This window comes from Roseibium sp. LAB1, assembly GCF_054658235.1.
The window spans coordinates 310,833-328,320 of record NZ_BAAGIB010000003.1 but is presented as its reverse complement, the minus strand read 5'-3'; the positions used below and the strand labels follow the sequence as shown (position 1 = coordinate 328,320).

The 17,488-nt window shown below is 61.0% G+C and carries 18 protein-coding genes; 7 read left to right on the top strand and 11 right to left on the bottom strand.

Features of this window, described 5'->3' with window-relative positions:
* Positions 1-22: 22 nt before the first annotated feature.
* Positions 23-1,618, bottom strand: coding sequence for a gamma-glutamyltransferase (ggt, locus tag ACYQ54_RS19475; protein WP_460085575.1), 1,596 nt, complete (start codon positions 1,616-1,618; stop codon positions 23-25).
* 134 nt (positions 1,619-1,752) lie between these two features.
* Between ggt and ACYQ54_RS19470 the strand changes: the two genes are divergently transcribed.
* Positions 1,753-2,184 carry a GlcG/HbpS family heme-binding protein gene (locus ACYQ54_RS19470; RefSeq protein WP_460085574.1) on the top strand — a complete coding sequence of 144 codons (432 nt, stop codon included), beginning with the start codon at positions 1,753-1,755 and terminating at the stop codon, positions 2,182-2,184.
* Between the two features lie 193 nt (positions 2,185-2,377).
* Here the strand turns inward: ACYQ54_RS19470 and ACYQ54_RS19465 are convergent, their stop codons facing one another.
* Both ACYQ54_RS19465 and phaR read right to left on the bottom strand, forming a co-directional pair.
* Positions 2,378-2,878, bottom strand: a complete 501-nt coding sequence (locus tag ACYQ54_RS19465) for a GNAT family N-acetyltransferase (RefSeq protein ID WP_460085572.1) — start codon at positions 2,876-2,878, stop codon at positions 2,378-2,380.
* A gap of 19 nt (positions 2,879-2,897) precedes the next feature.
* Positions 2,898-3,488, bottom strand: coding sequence for a polyhydroxyalkanoate synthesis repressor PhaR (gene phaR / locus ACYQ54_RS19460; RefSeq protein ID WP_460085571.1), 591 nt, complete (start codon positions 3,486-3,488; stop codon positions 2,898-2,900).
* Between the two features lie 295 nt (positions 3,489-3,783).
* Between phaR and ACYQ54_RS19455 the strand changes: the two genes are divergently transcribed.
* Together ACYQ54_RS19455 and phbB are read left to right on the top strand one after the other, a co-directional pair.
* On the top strand, positions 3,784-4,965 hold the full coding sequence (locus ACYQ54_RS19455) for an acetyl-CoA C-acetyltransferase (protein ID WP_040440547.1): 1,182 nt from the start codon (positions 3,784-3,786) through the stop codon (positions 4,963-4,965).
* Positions 4,966-5,085: 120 nt separating this feature from the next.
* Positions 5,086-5,814 (top strand): acetoacetyl-CoA reductase, encoded by a 729-nt coding sequence (gene phbB / locus ACYQ54_RS19450; protein WP_460085569.1) that lies wholly within the window; start codon positions 5,086-5,088, stop codon positions 5,812-5,814.
* Between the two features lie 48 nt (positions 5,815-5,862).
* Here the strand turns inward: phbB and ACYQ54_RS19445 are convergent, their stop codons facing one another.
* Complete coding sequence (locus tag ACYQ54_RS19445) at positions 5,863-6,606, bottom strand: DUF3299 domain-containing protein (protein ID WP_460085568.1); 744 nt, start codon at positions 6,604-6,606, stop codon at positions 5,863-5,865.
* Positions 6,607-6,745: 139 nt separating this feature from the next.
* On the opposite strand from ACYQ54_RS19445, the gene ACYQ54_RS19440 reads away from it, so the two are divergent.
* The gene (locus ACYQ54_RS19440; RefSeq protein ID WP_460085567.1) at positions 6,746-7,387 is read left to right on the top strand and encodes a septation protein A; all 642 of its coding nucleotides are present in this window, start codon (positions 6,746-6,748) and stop codon (positions 7,385-7,387) included.
* A gap of 68 nt (positions 7,388-7,455) precedes the next feature.
* Here ACYQ54_RS19440 and ACYQ54_RS19435 read toward each other — a convergent pair whose 3' ends face one another.
* The 4 genes from ACYQ54_RS19435 to ACYQ54_RS19420 form a co-directional block, all read right to left on the bottom strand.
* A complete protein-coding gene (locus tag ACYQ54_RS19435; RefSeq protein ID WP_460085566.1) occupies positions 7,456-7,878 on the bottom strand; it encodes a hypothetical protein in 423 nt (140 codons plus the stop codon).
* A 188-nt stretch (positions 7,879-8,066) separates the two neighbouring features.
* Complete coding sequence (gene rpmF, locus ACYQ54_RS19430; protein WP_006936667.1) at positions 8,067-8,252, bottom strand: 50S ribosomal protein L32; 186 nt, start codon at positions 8,250-8,252, stop codon at positions 8,067-8,069.
* A gap of 181 nt (positions 8,253-8,433) precedes the next feature.
* Positions 8,434-9,108: a monofunctional biosynthetic peptidoglycan transglycosylase gene (mtgA, locus tag ACYQ54_RS19425; RefSeq protein ID WP_460085564.1), complete on the bottom strand. Its 675-nt coding sequence runs from the start codon at positions 9,106-9,108 to the stop codon at positions 8,434-8,436.
* 55 nt (positions 9,109-9,163) lie between these two features.
* Positions 9,164-10,384, bottom strand: a complete 1,221-nt coding sequence (locus ACYQ54_RS19420; protein ID WP_460085563.1) for a class I SAM-dependent methyltransferase — start codon at positions 10,382-10,384, stop codon at positions 9,164-9,166.
* 144 nt (positions 10,385-10,528) lie between these two features.
* On the opposite strand from ACYQ54_RS19420, the gene ACYQ54_RS19415 reads away from it, so the two are divergent.
* Positions 10,529-11,434 (top strand): polyprenyl synthetase family protein, encoded by a 906-nt coding sequence (locus tag ACYQ54_RS19415; protein WP_460085561.1) that lies wholly within the window; start codon positions 10,529-10,531, stop codon positions 11,432-11,434.
* Between the two features lie 108 nt (positions 11,435-11,542).
* Here ACYQ54_RS19415 and ACYQ54_RS19410 read toward each other — a convergent pair whose 3' ends face one another.
* The 3 genes from ACYQ54_RS19410 to ACYQ54_RS19400 are packed head-to-tail and all read right to left on the bottom strand — an operon-like array spanning position 11,543 to position 14,499.
* Positions 11,543-12,487, bottom strand: coding sequence for a prephenate/arogenate dehydrogenase family protein (locus ACYQ54_RS19410; protein WP_460085560.1), 945 nt, complete (start codon positions 12,485-12,487; stop codon positions 11,543-11,545).
* 6 nt (positions 12,488-12,493) lie between these two features.
* On the bottom strand, positions 12,494-13,630 hold the full coding sequence (hisC, locus tag ACYQ54_RS19405) for a histidinol-phosphate transaminase (RefSeq protein WP_460085558.1): 1,137 nt from the start codon (positions 13,628-13,630) through the stop codon (positions 12,494-12,496).
* Entirely contained in the window at positions 13,627-14,499 is an 873-nt protein-coding gene (locus tag ACYQ54_RS19400; RefSeq protein ID WP_460085557.1) for a chorismate mutase, read from the bottom strand. Before ACYQ54_RS19400 ends, hisC begins: the two co-directional genes overlap by 4 nt.
* Before the next feature lie 217 nt (positions 14,500-14,716).
* Between ACYQ54_RS19400 and metX the strand changes: the two genes are divergently transcribed.
* Positions 14,717-15,919 carry a homoserine O-acetyltransferase MetX gene (metX, locus tag ACYQ54_RS19395; protein ID WP_460085556.1) on the top strand — a complete coding sequence of 401 codons (1,203 nt, stop codon included), beginning with the start codon at positions 14,717-14,719 and terminating at the stop codon, positions 15,917-15,919.
* Positions 15,920-15,923: 4 nt separating this feature from the next.
* Entirely contained in the window at positions 15,924-16,556 is a 633-nt protein-coding gene (gene metW / locus ACYQ54_RS19390; protein WP_460085554.1) for a methionine biosynthesis protein MetW, read from the top strand.
* Positions 16,557-17,488 lie beyond the last annotated feature (932 nt).

The window sequence follows — 17,488 nt, the reverse complement described above, 5'->3', positions numbered from 1 at the left end:
TGACCAGCAAGCCGAGGCCAGATCAATAGCCCGCGGCGTGCCCGTCCTTGCGCGGATCCGAACCGGCGGTAAGCAGATGCCTGGCCTTGTCGATCATGATGGCCTGGGACCCGCCAATCGGGCCGGATGCCGGTACGACGGAATGGCCGAGGGTTCGCAACCCGTCCAGGGTGGACGGAGGCACCAGCCTTTCGGCCTGCAGCTCGTGGCTGGCAATGTCGAAGAACATGCGCGGGAAGTCGATCGCAGCCTGAACGTCCATGCCGTAGTCGATGATGTTGGTCAGAACATGGGCATGACCGCAGGCCTGATAGTGACCTCCCATCACGCCGAAGGACAGGAACGGCGCGCCCTCCTTCAACACCATTGCAGGAATGATCGTATGCATCGGCCGCTTGCCGCCGTCGATGGAATTGGCATGCCCCGGCTCAACCCGGAACGAACTGCCACGGCAATGCAGCAGCACTCCGGTGTCCGGCGCGACGATACCGCTGCCGAAGCCGCTGAAAAGCGAGTTGATGAAGGAAACCGCGAGCCCGTCCCTGTCAACCACGGACAGATAGACCGTATCAGTTTGCGGGGTGAGTGCGCTTGCCGGAACGGAGGTCATCCGTTTGGTCATTGAGACCTGCCGGGCGAGCTGGTCGATATAGTCCGAGCCGATCAGCCGTGTGTGGCAGACATCCATGTAGCCCGGATCGGTAATGAACTGTTCCCGGACGCCATAGGCTAGGCGTGCAGCCTCCATTTCCAGATGGAAGCGTTCCGGGCCGAGCGGGTCGAGGCTTTCCAGATCGAATCGCTCCAGTATCCCGAGCATGATCAGCGCTACGATGCCTTGCCCGTTGGGCGGCAGTTCCGCCACCGTATGGCCCTTGTAATCTCTGAGTACCGGGGACACCGCCGTCGTGTGACAAGCGGCCAGGTCGTCATGGGTCATCAGCCCGCCGCGCGCGTGCAGCACGCTCACGATGTCGTCTGCGATCGGGCCGGAGTAGAAGGCATCGGCCCCGCCCTCGGCAATTGCCGACAGCGTATCTGCAAGGCGCGGATATTTGAGAACGGTACCGGACTTCGGCGCTTCACCGTTGATCAGGTAGCGCGTCGCCGTAATCTCGTCGGCGCGCAGCTTGTCGACATCCTCGGCCCAGTCCCGGGAGACACGAGGCGCCACGGGAAACCCGTCACGGGCATATTGAACCGCCCGCTTGAACAGCGATTTGAAGCTCTTGGTGCCATGCGCCTTCAGCAGCGTTTCCCAGGCGCGCACCGCACCGGGAACAGTGACGGCGTGCGGCGACGTATCGGTGATGTCCTTGACGCCAAGTTCGGCCAGTTTCTGAGGTGTTGCAGCCCTCGGGGCTGCGCCGGAGCCGTTGAAACCGGTCAGGCGTCCATCCGGTTCCATGACGATGGCAAAACAGTCCCCGCCAATGCCGGTCATATGCGGTTCGACAACACATTGAACGGCGACCGCCGCAATCGCCGCATCAACGGCATTGCCACCGGCCTGAAGCACTTCCAGGGCTGCACTTGTCGCCAGCGGATGAGACGTGGCAGCCGCAGCTTCCTGCGCAAAAACCGGGGACCGGCCCGGAGCCTGAAAATCACGCTTCACTGAATGTCTCCTGCCCGCACTGTCTTTCTTTCCGAAATGCAGCAATAGCTTCTCGGGATTGCCGTCTATTCGTCAATGCCGTGTTCTGTTAGCAAATCGGTATCGCGGGCAGCACCTTAAGGAGAAGTGGGAAAATGCGCAAACTGACATTATCAACGGCAGAGACCATCATTTCTGCCGCTTTCGAAAAAGCAGCCGAGCTGACTCTGAAACCGCTTACCGTTGCAGTTCTTGATGCGGGTGGCCATGCGGTTCTGCTCAAGAGGCAGGATGGATCCTCGATCATGCGCCCGCAGATTGCCACCGGCAAAGCCATTGGCGCGCTGGCTGTCGGCACCGGCACAAGATGGCTGAATGCCAATGCTGAATCCCGTCCGCATTTCGTCAATGCGCTGAACGGCGTGTCCGGAGGGGCCATCGTTCCGGTTCCCGGCGGAGTTCTGGTCAAGAACGCCGAGGGGGAAACACTCGGCGCCGTCGGCATCACCGGCGATACCTCGGACAATGACGAAGCCTGCGCCGTTGCCGGCATCGCAGCCGCAAACCTGGTCGCGGACTGCGGGTAACAGTATCGCCTCCACGCAACCTCATCCCGAGGAGTGAGTGTGCCTGCGTCTTGAGAGATAAGCTGGTGGCTCAAGAGCATGCCGCTATCGCTCGAGACGCACGCTCGTCCCTGCTCGGGGTCGGCCTGGGTTTGAACCCGGCACGTCTTCAAGGCTTGGCAGCGGATCAGAAATACAAGATGGCGTGATCCGCTCAATCAGCGTCCAGAGCCTTGCTGTAGATGCCCAGAGGCCCTGAAACCGATTGCAGTGTCTCGATATGCTGCCAGCCCCTTGCCAGAAGCAGGAAACGGGCCGTTGCTGTGGTACACAGGATTTCCGGAAACGTCAGACGGCGGGCTTCCTGCTCGGCTGCGGCGATGAGCTGCGCACCGATGCCCTTGCGCCGGGATGCCTTTTCAACCAGCAACGCCGTCAGCCAGGCGCCCGGATAACGGTCCGACCCCGGCGACGTATCGCGTAGGGACACAGTGCCTACCGGCGTGCCGTTTGCGTTCAGAGCAACAAGACAGCGCGGCAGCCGGCTCTCGGGTGCAAGACAGTTTTCCAGATCCAGCCGCGCATCACCCGGCCCCTCGGGGCCATACCAGTCGAACCATTCCTCGACGAACCAGGCTTCCAGCGTTTGCAGAACCATCGCCTCTGCGCCCAGGGCAACGATGGTGACGTCGCCGGTGTCTTGAGCGCGGCGCATGGCTAGCGTCCGAAGAGCCTCAGGACTTTTCGCTCAGCTGGTTGATCTTCTTCTGCATGTCTTCCAGCTGGCGCTTCATGTCGTCGAGATCATTCCCTTCGGACTTCGCCGGCTTGGACGGGTTTGCCGGATTGGCAGACGCAGACGCATCGCCTCCAGCGGCCGGAAAGGGCATGAACATCTTCATGGCCCGTTCGAACATTTCCGTGTTCCGCTTGACCTGATCCTCAATGGCCTCGAAAGCCGTTGCGCCGAAAGCTTCGCTCATCTGCGAGCGCAGCTTTTCCTGCTCCTTGGTGAGCGAGGTCATGGAGTATTCCAGGAAGCTCGGCACGAGACCCTGCATGCTGTCCCCGTAAAAACGGATCAGCTGACGGAGAAACGTAACGGGCAGAAGGTTCTGCCCCTTGCCTTCCTGTTCGAATATAATCTGGGTCAGGACCGACCGTGTGATGTCTTCACCGGACTTTGCGTCATAGACGACAAAGTCCTCCTCCCCCTTCACCATCACCGCCAGGTCTTCGAGCGTCACATAGGTGCTCGTGCCCGTGTTGTAGAGTCGCCGGTTGGCGTATTTCTTGATGATTGTCGGCTCGTTGGTCTTGGCCATACGTGAATTCCGCCTATCAGCCTTTTGGCTAGTTTCCCATTTGACGACAAGGCTTTCGCAGACCTGTCATCTCCTCCGGATAAGAGACTAAGCCAATCGCATCGGATCGTGCCAGCCTTTTTATGTGCGCTGACGAAAGGATTATACCGCAAATGCGAAAACACACCTTCGATACGGAGTGATACGGTTGACACAAATCCCGGCGCAGTTTCTAGTCGACGCATAATAAGCATCGACAGGTGCCCCAACGGCACCAGTCCACTACGGTCAATTGGCCTCAAGTCTGGAGAGTATGATGAGCGCTTTCACCGATATCGTCATTGTCAGTGCGACCCGCACGCCCGTGGGGTCGTTCCTTGGCGCTTTTGCCAACACCCCGGCGCATGACCTTGGTGCAATTGTCATGAAGGCAGCCATGGAACAGGCCGGCGTCGACGGCGGCGACATCGACGAAGTCGTGTTCGGCCAGGTCCTCACAGCCGGTCAGGGCCAGAACCCGGCGCGCCAGGCAGCTATCAAGGCCGGCATTGCCGACAGCGCCACCGCCTGGACGCTCAACCAGGTCTGCGGCTCCGGCCTTCGTACCGTCGCCATTGCAGCGCAGCAGATTATCTCGGGTGATGCCACCATCATGATGGCCGGCGGCCAGGAAAACATGTCGCTGTCGCCGCACTGCGCCCACATGCGCTCCGGCTACAAGATGGGCGACTACAAGATGATCGACACCATGATCAAGGACGGCCTCTGGGATGCCTTCAACGGCTACCACATGGGCCAGACCGCCGAGAACGTCGCCGAGAAGTGGCAGATCAACCGCGAGCAGCAGGACGAGTTCGCCGTTGCCTCCCAGAACAAGGCTGAAGCCGCTCAGAAGGCCGGCAAGTTCAAGGACGAGATCACCCCGGTGACCGTCGTCGAACGCCGTGCGGAGCGCGTTGTGGAGGATGACGAATACATCCGCCACGGCGCAACGCTGGACAGTGTCGCGAAACTGCGCCCGGCCTTCACCAAGGATGGGTCCGTGACCGCGGCCAACGCCTCCGGCATCAACGATGGCGCTGCTGCCATCCTGGTGATGAGTGCCGCTGAAGCCGAAAAGCGCGGCCTGAAGCCGCTGGCTCGCATCGCGTCCTGGGCAACTGCGGGCGTCGATCCGGCAATCATGGGCTCCGGCCCGATCCCGGCATCGCGCAAGGCGCTTGAAAAAGCCGGCTGGTCCGCAGCCGATCTCGACCTGGTGGAAGCCAACGAAGCCTTTGCCGCCCAGGCTTGCGCGGTCAACAAGGACATGGGCTGGAACCCGGATATCGTCAACGTCAACGGCGGTGCGATTGCCATCGGCCACCCGATCGGCGCCTCCGGCGCCCGTATCCTGACGACCCTGCTGCACGAAATGAACCGCCGCGACGCCAAGAAGGGCCTTGCAACCCTGTGCATCGGCGGCGGCATGGGTGTCGCCATGTGCCTGGAGCGCTAAGCCCCTAACGGCAAGAAACATCATGGCCGGACCTCCGGCCATGATGGGGAACAGCAAACGAGACTGAATTGATGTCAGAGAGCCCAAAGGGCCCGGAACAGGAAGTCAGGAGGAAATGGAATGAGCAAGGTCGCATTGGTCACGGGTGGCACGCGCGGTATCGGCGAAGCAATTTCGCGGGGCTTGAAAGACGCAGGTTACACCGTGGCGGCCACATATGCCGGCAACACGGAAAAAGCGGAGGCCTTCAAGGCCGAAACCGGCATCCACGTCTTCAAGTGGGACGTATCCGATCCTGACGCCTGCGCCGCAGGCATTGCCCAGGTGGAAAGCGAACTGGGTCCGGTGGAAGTGCTGGTCAACAACGCCGGCATCACCCGTGACGGCATGTTTCACAAGATGAGCTTCGAACAGTGGCGCGAAGTCCTGTCGACGAACCTCGATTCCATGTTCACGATGACCAAGCCGGTGATCAACGGCATGCGTGAACGCGCCTCGGGCCGCATCATCAACATCTCCTCCATCAACGGCCAGAAGGGCCAGATGGGCCAGGCAAACTATTCCGCGGCCAAGGCCGGCGTGATCGGTTTCACCAAGGCACTGGCGCAGGAAAATGCTTTCAAGGGCATTACCGTCAACTGCGTCTGCCCGGGCTACATCAACACCGACATGGTTGCCGCCATGCCGGAAAAGGTGCTGCAGTCGATCATCTCCGGCATTCCGGTCGGCCGCCTTGGCCATCCGGAGGAAATCGCCCAGACCGTCGTCTACCTGGCGTCTGACGCAGCCGCCTTCATGACCGGCGCGGTGATGACCATCAACGGCGGCCAGTACATCGCCAACGGTTGAGGCTTCGGCGCGCGATCACAGGAAAAGGCGCCCGTTGCGGCGCCTTTTTCATGGGTGCTTCCAGGAGTTTTCCGGAACCGGTCCCTTGAAGAATTTCCAGATCCGGTTCATCGGGTCGGGCGTTGCCTGATCGCCAAGGCTTTGGGCACCGGTGACTTCCATCTCGAACGCTGCGATCATGTCGACCTGACCGTCCAGAAGGTTGATTTCCTGGCGCGTAGTCTTCAGGGACAGCCGCCCGGTCAGCCGGACCGGTTCATAGACGTAGTCCGCCCGCCAGCCGGTCGACAGCCGGTAACGGATCATCTGGTTGGGATCGGGCGCAGGCATGTGGCTGCACATCCCCTGTTCGGGAACCAGATAGCCGGCGACCACCTGATCGCCGCCGGGCTCCTGAACCGGGATCACGTAGCCGGTAATCTCAATGTCCCTGCCGGCCAGAACCGGATTGCCGGCAAGCGCCGCCGCGGCGCGTTTTTTCGCAACCTCGAAGCGTTGCGACAACAATTTGTCCGTCGGCACTCCGGCCGCTGCAAGCTGGGCTTCTTCCTGCCGAAGACGCTGTTCGAACGCCGAACGTTCCGCATCGTCCGCGGCCATCTTGTCCAACCGCTGGCGGAGCTGCAACACCGTGCCGAGTGACCGCAGCTCTGTGCCGCTCAGCGCGGCAAAGGGATCCTCATAAGCTGCGGCCTCCGGATCCTTGAGCTGGTCCCAGCGAACAGGCATCGCCGCGGATGCGGGGACCGTAAACAGCAAGGTGGTGGCGAGGCACAGCATCCAACGTTTCATCTTCGCGCTTCCCGTTGCCTCTCTACTGGCCTTTAAAATTTCCGGCTCTATTTTCCGAATCGGCCCGGGGTCCTTGACCCTGGCACCCTCCATCACCTATGTCCGGAATCAGACTTCCTGAACAGGATAACGGAAAAACATGGAACTCGAACACGCTCCGAACGACCCCACCCGCAAGGAACTTTCGCCGCTCCTGAAGCTGGCGCTGGAATTGGGACCGCTCGGCGTGTTCTTCCTGTTCAACGCCCGCGGCGAACAGATCGCCGCCGCCTTTCCCGTGCTGCAGGAAGTCGGCAAGCCGATTTTCCTGGCTACCGCCGCCTTCATGGTGGCGATCACCGTCTCGCTGGTCGTGTCGCTGTGGCTGACGAAGCGCCTGCCGATCATGCCGCTGGTGTCCGGCGCGGTGGTTCTGGTCTTTGGCGCCCTGACACTGTGGCTGCACGACGAGCTTTTCATCAAGCTGAAGCCGACCATCGTCAACTGCCTGTTCGGCACGGTTCTGCTGGGCGGATTGCTGTTCGGCAAGGCCCTGCTCGGCTACGTCTTCGACAGCGCCTTCCATTTGACGGACGAAGGCTGGCGCAAGCTGACCTTCCGCTGGGGCGTTTTCTTCTTCGTGCTCGCCGCGATCAACGAGATCGTCTGGCGCAGCTTCTCGACCGATTTCTGGGTCAGCTTCAAGGTCTTCGGCATCATGCCGCTCACCCTTGTCTTCACCCTGACCCAGCTGCCACTGATCCAGAAACACGCCATCGTTGAAGACAGCAAGGACGCCTGACCTTTCCGGATCTGCGTTCGACTGCGTCCCACTTGCCCCCATTGACGGTGTTTCAGCGAGACACCTGATTAGTGCATGTCGCCATGGCCGAAGGAAACGTCCCGTCGGGCACCGGTGATGGAGATGGAAAAGCCTGCGATCACGTCGATAAGGGAAATCGCCATCAGGATGAAGAACAGCGACGTCGCCGCGGGCTGCACCACCAGAAACTCCACCAGATAGGCGACGAACACCAGCACCGAGAACATGTGGTCAAGCAAGGCTGTCGTGCCGATGCGGGTCGCCTTCAGAATTTCTATGAACAGAAACAACAGCCCGACGGTGATGAGCAGATCGCTCGTCAGAAGCTCGAAGGTGGCGCCGGACACCATCTGGATGGTGATCATCGGCTGCGACCAGAAACCGGGATCTCCCGCGCCTGCCGTAAAAGCAAGAGCATTATAGATCAGCAGTGAGAAGAGCGTGAAGGGAAGGGCTGAAAAAAGGCGCATGGACGGCTCCCGGAATCAAGGACGCCCGAAGCGGGCGGAAATCGCAGCGAGCTGACACGATCTTGATAGCCAATTCAAGGCACTGAAAAGAAAAAGGCCAGCCCGTCGAAACAAGGCCAGCCTCAATCTTGTTTTGCCATGCGGCGATCCGGTCCGGACGCAACCTGCATTCAGGAAGAATGCAAGTGTTATGCGTCGTCTTTCGCGGAAAGGATCTGACGGCCCCGGTACATGCCGGTCTTCAGGTCAACGTGATGCGGACGGCGCAGTTCGCCCGAATCCTTGTCCTCGACGTAAGTCGGCTGCTTGAGGGCGTCCGCGGAACGGCGAAAACCGCGCTTGGAGCGCGAGGTTTTTCTCTTTGGAACGGCCATTTTGTTTTTCTCCGTGGTCCATAACCGCGCGGCCCGGACCGGGTTAGCCCGGGGCGTGGCGTCACGCAGCGTGTTGGAATGCGCGGCGTTATACAGGCAACGCCAACGTTTTGCCACCCCATTGAGAAAAAATTCTTGGTCTGAATAGAACAGGCCGACACAAAGCGCTATCCACCCCTGCTTATTTCCCCAGAACACAGCCGAAAATCGGCCCTGCGCCTTTCACACGGGCCAGATTCGTACCGGCAAGTTTCCGGTGTCCGGACCCGGGTTTTGCGGGGTTCCGGCCGCGTGGATTTGGCAAAGCTGTCGCCAATCTGGCAGCCTCGGTGCGCGACAGCTCCTTGGCGCTCTTGCCGAACCAGGCCTGGGCAGCCGCTTCAGCACCGAAAATGCCTTCGCCCCACTCGGCGATATTGAGGTAGATTTCAAGGATCCGCTTCTTGGTCAGAATGGCATCCAGCATCAGGGCCAGCGGCAGCTCCAGACCCTTGCGGATGTAGGACCGCTCGCCCCACAGGAACAGGTTCTTTGCCGTCTGCATGGTGATGGTACTCGCCCCGCGCGGTTTCTCGCCTTCGCTCAGTGCTTCGACCTGATCCTGAAGCGCATCCCACTCGACGCCGTCGTTTTCGCAAAAGCCGCTGTCTTCCGACGTGATCACCGAGCGAACGAGGTTCGGCGAGATCTGATCGAGCGGCACCCATTGCCTGTCGACCCACAGGAACTGGACATAGCGGCCGATCATCAGTGTCGAGACCGGAGGGACAACGGAATAGAGCACGGTAAGAACCGGCGGAAGCAGGACAAGAACCAGTAGCAGCTGCAAAAAGCGTTTGCGGATAACACCGATCATGCCACGGCGGCGTCCGGATGGCCCACCAGAGCCCGTCGTTCCTCCCGTTGCAGGTTTAACCCTTACCATTCAGTTCCCGTTCGTTATCGACAATGAAGTCGCGGACAATCGGAACGGCATCCCTCTCCTTCGACAGGAGGAGCTGGAAGACCATATTGGATCCGTGCAGGAAACCCAGTTCAACCGCACAGAGATAAAACTCCCACATACGGCAGAAAGTTTCGTCGTAAAGATCAGCGGCCATCGTCCTCTTGTTTTCGAAGCGAACGCGCCAGTCGCGAATGGTGTAGTAGTAGTGCAGTCGCAGGATTTCCGCATCGCAAACCCATAACCCGAGCCGTTCGGTGGACGCAAAGACTTCCGACAGCGCCGGAACGTAGCCCCCGGGAAAAATATACTTGCGAATAAACGGCCCCGTCGTGCCCGGAGGTGTCATGCGCCCGATGGAATGCACGACCGCATAACCTTTCTCGGTCAGGCAATTGCGGATCTGGCCGAAATACTCATCCAGATGACCGATGCCGACATGTTCCATCATGCCGACCGAGATGATCCGGTCGAATTGCCCTTCGAATTCCCGGTAATCCTTCAGAACGAATGTCACCTGGTCCTGAAGACCGGCGGCGCGCACTCGTTCCTCGGCGATCTTCACCTGCTCCGGCGAGACGTTGAGCGAGGTAACCCTTGCACCGGCCTGAGCCATGCGGATGGCGAGCGATCCCCAGCCGCCACCGATTTCCAGCACCTCCATCCCAGGTTTCAGATCGAGCTTGGCGACCAGATGGGTCAGCTTGGCCGCCTGGGCTTGTTCCAGCGTGTCGTCCGGTGAGGTGTAATAGGCACAGCTGTAGTTGAGGCCCTCGTCCATGAACAGCCGGTAGAGGTCCGTCGAGAGGTCATAGTGATGCCGCGCCTGCGACTTTGCCCGCTCGACGCTGTTCTGCTGCTGGCGACGCCGCAAGAGCTTCCAGCCCTTGCGAAGCATACCCTGCACCGGGTTGGCCCCGAGCGGGGCCCTGTTGATGGAAAACAGGAACATGAAGTCGTAGCAGGTCGATCCCTCCTCCATGGTCAGTGTCCCGTCCATATAGGCTTCGCCCGCAGCCAGCTCCGGATTGAGAAAGAGGGATCGGTAAAGCTTTTTGTCGTGCAGCCGGATGGTCACTGTCGGGCCATCCTCGCCCGATCCGAATTCGTGCACGGCACCCGCGATGTCGATCACACGCATGCGCCCGCGCTTGATGAAGGATCGCAGAAGGCTCGACAGCAGTTTCATGGAAAAATCTCCAAATGGGTCAGTTTAAAAAGATCGGGCAGGTAGCTCCGGCATTTTTTCAAATTCGAGCCTTGACGATACAGAGAATTGGTTTCAGGGAAACCCGGACTTTGAAAATGTTGCCGATCCGTCCCGGAGCCAATCGTGACCCTTGACCCAAACCAGCATCTGACGTTCCAGGCCAAGTTCGTGGAGGCCACGCTGGAAACGCTTCTGGCCGCCCAGGCACTGCCGGGTGAAACCGTGCGCCCCCCACGTCTGCTTGCTGCCATGCGCCACGGCGCGCTCAACGGCGGCAAGCGTCTGCGGCCGGTTCTGGTGATGGAAGCGGCCAATCTGTTCGGACGGGCGGATGACGGCGTTCTGCAGGCTGCCTGTGCGCTGGAACTGATCCATTGCTATTCGCTGGTCCATGACGACCTGCCAGCCATGGACGACGACGATGTTCGCCGGGGCCAGCCAACCGTGCACAAGGCCTATGATGAGGCAACCGCTATCCTTGCCGGCGATGCGTTGCTGACGCTCGCCTTCGACGTGATCGCCGGTGAGGCGGTTCATGCGGACGCAGCGGTGCGCCTTCGGCTGTCGCGCGAACTTGCCCGTGCGTCCGGCATCGGCGGCATGGCGGGTGGGCAGATGCTCGACCTGGAGTCGGAGCATCGCGAGCGTACCGAGGCGGAGATCCGCCAGCTGCAATCCATGAAGACCGGCGCGCTGCTGCGCTACGCCTGCCGGGCGGGTGCCATTCTGGCGGATGCACCGGAAGCGGATATCGACCGGCTGACCCGTTTCGGTGAAGTGATCGGCCTTGCCTTTCAGCTGGCAGACGACCTTTTGGACGTGGAAGCCAGCGCGGAAACAATGGGCAAGGCCACCGGCAAGGATGCGGAAGCCGGCAAGGCAACGCTTGTAGGGCTCTGGGGCACCGGCAGGACGCGCTCCGAGCTTGGCCGGCTGGTCGAGGAAGCCGAAACGCTGCTTGCGCCCTATGGCAGCCGTGCGGCGATCCTGAGCGCCCTTGCCGGTTTCATCGTCAACCGGACGAATTGATCTGGACGCCAAGCGTCTGACGGCCCCGCGATGTTGCTGGCCTGAAATCAATTGCTGGGACTATCGCCCGACAGCATCCTTCTCGGGACGTGTTCCGGGTAAGCGCACCTACTCCGCAGGCGCGCCGGCCGTGTCCTTGGCGTGACGGCCAAAATCGGGAGCGTCGGTTTCCTGACCGGCTTCGATGATCGAGCGGCGGATGCCCCGGGTGCGGGTGAAGAGGTCGAACAGCATCTGGCCATCGCCCCAGCGGATTGCCCGCTGAAGGGCGGAAAGATCTTCGGAAAACCGCGCCAGCATTTCCAGGATCGCGTCCTTGTTGTGCAGACAGACGTCCCGCCACATGGTCGGGTCGGACGCTGCAAGACGCGTGAAGTCACGGAAACCGGATGCGGAATATTTGATGACTTCCGACTTGGTGACCGTTTCCAGATCGTCCGCCGTGCCGACGATGTTGTAGGCGATGAGATGCGGCAGATGCGAAACGATGGCCAGCACCAGGTCGTGGTGTCTGGCATCCATCGTATCGACGTCGGAGCCGCAGGCGCGCCAGAAGGCACTGAGCTTTTCCAGGGCCTCGGGATCCGTTTCCTCTGAAGGCGTCAGGATACACCAGCGCTGGTCGAACAGGGTCGGAAACCCCGCATCCGGACCGGACTGCTCGGTTCCGGCAATCGGGTGACCCGGAATGAAATGCACGCCCTCGGGCACATGTGGGCTGACCTGATCGACGACGGAGCCCTTGGTGGAGCCGACGTCGGTCAGGATCGCGCCTTTCTTCAGCGCCGGTGCAATCCACTTGGCAATGGCTTCATTGGCCCCCACCGGTGCGCACAGGATCACCAGATCGGCCCCTTCCACCGCCACGGCGGCGTCGAGCGCATAACTGTCGCCCAGGCCCAGTTCCTCTGCCCTTTGCAGAGTATCCGCGGACCGGGTGGAAATGGCGATTTCCTTGACCAGGCCACGCTGGCGGGCAACCTGCGCAAGCGAGGACCCGATCAGGCCGATGCCGATCAGGGCCATGCGCTCGAAAATGGGGGCAACAGTCATGTGTTCTTATTTCTGTTCCAGAAAGTCCTTCAGGTGGCCAATGATGGCCCGGTTGGCGTCTTCGGAGCCGATGGTCATGCGGATCGAGTTCGGCAGCCCGTAGTTGCCGACCATGCGCAGCACACAGCCCCGTTCCAGCAGATAGGCATCGGCATCCGCCGCGCGCTTGCCATCCTCATCAGGGAAGTGAACCAGCACGAAGTTGCCGACACTCGGCGTCACCTTCAGGCCAAGCTTTTCCAGCTCCGCCGTCACCCAGGGAAGCCAGGTATCGTTGTGCTCGATCGAGCGCGTGACGAAATCACGGTCGCGGACGGCAGCCATGCCGGCGGCAATCGCCATGCCGCTGACGTTGAACGGACCACGAATACGGTTGAGCGCATCGATCACATGGGCCGGGCCGAAGCCCCAGCCGAGCCGCAGATTGGCAAGGCCGTAAATCTTGGAGAAGGTCCGCGTCATGATAACATTGTCGGACGTCGCCGCCAGTTCAAGACCGCTTTCATAGTCGTTGCGGCGGACATATTCCGCATAGGCGGCATCCAGCACCAGCAGTACATTGGCCGGCAGGCCCTCATGCAGCCGCTTGACCTCCTCGAACGGCAGGTAGGTGCCGGTCGGGTTGTTCGGATTGGCGATGAAGACCATCCGGGTCTTGTCCGTGACCCTGGCCAGGATCGCATCGACGTCCGTCGTCATGTCCTTTTCAGGCGCGACCACCGGCGTTGCTCCGGCCGCGCGGATGGCAATGTCGTAGACCAGGAAGCCGTGTTCGGAATAGATCGCCTCGTCGCCCGGGCCGAGATAGCCATAGGCGATCAGGCTGAGAACCTCGTCGGACCCGGCACCGCAGATGATGCGATCCGCGTTGAGGCCGTAGACTTCGCCGATGGCGGCGCGCAATTCGGCAGAGGATCCGTCCGGATAAAGCTCAAGGTTCCGGGCAACGGCTTCAATGGCTGCACGGGCGGCGTCACTGGTGCCGAGCGGTGTTTCGTTGGATGAGAGCTTGTGCACGGTCTTGCCGTGGCTGCCCTTGGACTTGCCGGGAACATAAGGCGCAATATCCAGAACGCCCGGCCGCGGCTGCGGACGGGTTGCGGTTGCCTTGCCTGCTTCGGTCACTGTCGTCATCTCGTTCATCCCTGAGGCTCCTCGTCCTCGGCAGCAAATGTGTCGTCCGGATCGCCATTGCCGTCGATCGGCGCGGCATAGCCGCCGACACGTCTCAAAACATCCGGTGCGGCGCCTGCCGCCAGACAGGCAGCGCGCACGTCCTCTTCCGTCAGCTCACCGGAAATCGCAAGCAGCGCATCGACACCGCTGGCGGACCGGAAGAAGCTGAGAACTTCGATGCCTTCGTCCATCAGGTTGCCCGGCAGAAGGTCTGACCAACGGGCGTCATAAACCGCCACATCCGCGTTGTCGATCATGCTGTCGGCCTTGGCCAGCACCAGCGCCGGCAGGTCGGCGGGACGCTCGTCCAGAATGACGAAAGGCAGCCGCGCCCGCACCAGTGCGCCGGATTCGCTGAGGCCGCGCCACCAGGGCAGCTCCGCCCGGTCGATCAGCGCCACAAGGCCCAGGTCACCGGCTGACGCGGTCACGGCGCCGACCACATCGGCGGCATCGCTCCCCGGCACCAGTTCCACGGAGAAACCGAAGTAGAAACGCGCCAGATCGAGCATCTCGATCAGATCGGCGCTGCCGTCGAGATGAACGGCGGTGTCCGCCTGCAGGCTGGTGCAGGCGCAGATGAGGTCGCGCCAGATATGTTCGACGGTCGCAAGCGGCAGATCGCCCTCGTGGCGCTCCACCATCTGGCGCATCAGGTCGGCGTCGCGCTCGGGTTGAAACAGGGCGGCTGCAGCCCCTGCGGCGCGACCGGCGGCCTGGATGCCGGCTTCTGCCTGGGCGCGTTCCATCAGGGCGGTGTGGATGCGTGCATCGATCTCGTCGACCCGTGTCCTGAGGTCGTCCAGCGACAGCCCGCTGTCCGGCAAGTGAGACATGAGGTGGCTCCGGCCTTCGTTTGGGTTCAGCGGCGCATAGTCATAGGCATGTGATTGCCCAAAGGCAAAAGAAAACATTGACTCAGGCGTTCCGGCACGGCTAGGTCGCCAGTCTGGCCGTTCTGCCGGGCGCCTACCGTTTCCCGGCGGCGGACCGTGGCCCGCGCAACCGGTGTCAAAAACTCCCGCCCGGGACAACAGATAATTCTTTAGAGCCATGTCCGCAGACACATCACGCCCCGCCACCCCGGAGGACCTGAAGGCAAGCGAAGCGGTTTCGCCGTCAAGCAAGCTTGCCTGCTTTCCGGTGGACGAGCCGCTGGAACTCGATGCCGGCGTGATGCTTGGCCCCTGGCAGATAGCGTATGAGACCTATGGCGAGCTCAACGCGGACAAGTCCAATGCCGTCATCGTCTGCCATGCCCTGACAGGCGACCAGTACGTGGCCTCCACCAATCCCGTGACCGGCAAGCCCGGCTGGTGGAGCCAGATGGTCGGCCCCGGCAAGCCGATCGACACCAATCATTATTTCGTCATCTGCTCAAACGTTCTCGGCGGCTGCCTCGGCACCACGGGACCTGCTTCCATCAACACGGAAACCGGACAGGCCTATGGTCTGGCGCTGCCCGTCATCACCATCCGCGACATGGTCCGGGCGCAGGCGCGCCTTGTCGATCATCTCGGCATCGACACGCTGTTCGCGGTCATTGGCGGTTCCATGGGCGGTATGCAGGTGCTGCAGTGGGCGGCCAGCTATCCCGAGCGCGTGTTCTCGGCCGTGCCGATTGCCGCGGCAGCCCGGCACACATCCCAGAACATCGCCTTCCACGAAGTCGGACGGCAGGCCATCATGGCCGACCCGAACTGGTGCGGCGGCAGCTATCTGCAGGAAGGGCAACGCCCGACCAAGGGCCTGGCGGTCGCTCGCATGGCGGCGCATGTCACCTATATGTCGGACGAATCCCTGCACCAGAAATTCGGCCGCAACCTGCAGGACCGGGACAACGTCACCTTCGGTTTCGATGCGGATTTCCAGATCGAGAGTTATCTGCGCCACCAGGGCATGACCTTCGTCGACCGGTTCGACGCCAATTCCTATCTCTATGTCACCCGGGCGATGGACTATTTCGATCTGGCGCATCAGTTCGGCGGTTCTCTGGCAAATGCCTTCAAGGGAACGAAAACACGCTTCTGCGTCATGTCGTTTACCTCGGACTGGCTGTTCCCGACGTCGGAAAGCCGGCGCGTGGTCAAGGCGCTCAACGCGGCGGCGGCCAATGTCTCCTTTGTCGAGATCGAAAGCGACCGCGGCCACGATTCGTTCCTGCTGGACGTCCCGGAGATGTTCCAGACCATTTCCGGCTTCATCACCGGCGCAGCTCATGCCCGCGGCCTGCCCGCACCGGGCGAGGAGGCCTGATCCCGTGAACCTGGCTCCAAGACAGACCAAATCCGGCGACGTGCGCGGCGACCACAAGGTTGTCGCCTCGCTGGTGCCGCACAATGCCCGCGTGCTCGACATCGGCTCCGCCGACGGCGAATTGCTCGACCTTCTGGTCCGCGAACGCCAGGTGGACGGGCGTGGCATCGAACTGTCCCAGGAAGGCGTCAACCGCTGCGTTGCCCGCGGCCTGTCGGTGATCCAGGGCGATGCCGACCAGGACCTGTCCGACTATCCGGACCGGGCGTTCGACGTCGTCATCCTGAGCCAGACCCTGCAGGCGACCCGCGAACCGAAAAAGGTCGTCAGCGAACTCTTGCGCATAGGCAACCAGGTGGTGATCTCGATCCCGAATTTCGCCCATTGGCGCAACCGGGCCCAGCTCCTGTTCCGCGGCCGCATGCCGGTGACCAAGTACCTGCCTTACGAATGGTACGACACGCCGAACATCCACTTCTGCTCCCTGCGCGATTTCGTCGAGCTTTGCCGGGAACTGGACGCAAACGTCGAAAAAGCCATCGCCCTCAGCGGCAGAGGCAACAAGATCCCGGTCAACGCCCCCTGGTGGGTCTGGAACATCGTTGCCGAACAGGCCGTGTTCCTGCTGAAGCGGTGAGCGGGCGAGATCAACTGGCGGCAGGCCGGTAGCTGGAGTTTCAGGTGAGATTTAGGGGAATTGGACCCCCACCCCTAACCCCTCCCCACAAGGGGGAGGGGAATTCTGCGCTGCCGTGGGCAAAACTTTCACTGCAGCATCAATCGCGAAATTGAAACCTTACCGCACATAAGACCTGGCCCCCCCTTGTGGGGGAGATTTTATTTTTGACAAACCATGCCTTTAGGATGCGTTCTAGTAGGCTTTGCCATGAACATTCCAGGAACCAACCACTAGATGTTGATCCAGAGATTCGACCCAGACCAGGAATCGATGTATGTTTGTGGGAAATGGGGACGACATGCACATGCCGTCCCCGCAATGACCACGAACCAGGAGTGAGCCGTCGTGGCCAAACAGAGGAAATTCTGAAACCGGGCATCGGCTCTGCCCCACCTGATGACAGGACAGAGCAAAGATGGCTGCACTATTCAGCACTTTCCCGGGAATGACTGGGCTTGCACCGCACCGCCCGACTACACAAACGCTAGGCGGGCTCATGCCCAAACCAGCCCCAGCGACTTTAGTTACGTCGATTGCGCGCGGCTACAGCGGGCAGACATATGAATTCCAAATCGATCCCATCGGAACCGCCTACCATTTCCGGTCGGGCGTATACATGTTCATTAAACGCGCCATGAATGGGAAGTGGGACATCATCTATATCGGCGAAACCGAGAATTTCGACAGGCGGCTCAAAACCGAATTGGAATCCCATCATAGGTGGGAGTGCATTCGGACCGCAGGGGCCACGCACATCAGCACGATGCACGTTCCCGGCGCTCTCATCATCAGGGAAACGATAGAGACCGACCTTCGGAATTTTTACGACCCGCCATGTAATCTACAGTAAACACACTACAAGCTCGTCAATCGGCGGGCTTGTTCTTCTC

Bases quoted from the DNA above. Each gene is read 5' to 3' on its own strand.
- ACYQ54_RS19470 (WP_460085574.1), top strand. From the start codon at position 1,753: ATGCGCAAACTGACATTATCAACGGCAGAGACCATCATTTCTGCCGCT.
- ACYQ54_RS19465 (WP_460085572.1), bottom strand. From the start codon at position 2,878: ATGCGCCGCGCTCAAGACACCGGCGACGTCACCATCGTTGCCCTGGGC.
- phaR (WP_460085571.1), bottom strand. From the start codon at position 3,488: ATGGCCAAGACCAACGAGCCGACAATCATCAAGAAATACGCCAACCGG.
- ACYQ54_RS19455 (WP_040440547.1), top strand. From the start codon at position 3,784: ATGAGCGCTTTCACCGATATCGTCATTGTCAGTGCGACCCGCACGCCC.
- phbB (WP_460085569.1), top strand. From the start codon at position 5,086: ATGAGCAAGGTCGCATTGGTCACGGGTGGCACGCGCGGTATCGGCGAA.
- ACYQ54_RS19445 (WP_460085568.1), bottom strand. From the start codon at position 6,606: ATGAAACGTTGGATGCTGTGCCTCGCCACCACCTTGCTGTTTACGGTC.
- ACYQ54_RS19440 (WP_460085567.1), top strand. From the start codon at position 6,746: ATGGAACTCGAACACGCTCCGAACGACCCCACCCGCAAGGAACTTTCG.
- ACYQ54_RS19435 (WP_460085566.1), bottom strand. From the start codon at position 7,878: ATGCGCCTTTTTTCAGCCCTTCCCTTCACGCTCTTCTCACTGCTGATC.
- rpmF (WP_006936667.1), bottom strand. From the start codon at position 8,252: ATGGCCGTTCCAAAGAGAAAAACCTCGCGCTCCAAGCGCGGTTTTCGC.
- mtgA (WP_460085564.1), bottom strand. From the start codon at position 9,108: ATGATCGGTGTTATCCGCAAACGCTTTTTGCAGCTGCTACTGGTTCTT.
- ACYQ54_RS19420 (WP_460085563.1), bottom strand. From the start codon at position 10,384: ATGAAACTGCTGTCGAGCCTTCTGCGATCCTTCATCAAGCGCGGGCGC.
- ACYQ54_RS19410 (WP_460085560.1), bottom strand. From the start codon at position 12,487: ATGACTGTTGCCCCCATTTTCGAGCGCATGGCCCTGATCGGCATCGGC.
- hisC (WP_460085558.1), bottom strand. From the start codon at position 13,630: ATGAACGAGATGACGACAGTGACCGAAGCAGGCAAGGCAACCGCAACC.
- ACYQ54_RS19400 (WP_460085557.1), bottom strand. From the start codon at position 14,499: ATGTCTCACTTGCCGGACAGCGGGCTGTCGCTGGACGACCTCAGGACA.
- metX (WP_460085556.1), top strand. From the start codon at position 14,717: ATGTCCGCAGACACATCACGCCCCGCCACCCCGGAGGACCTGAAGGCA.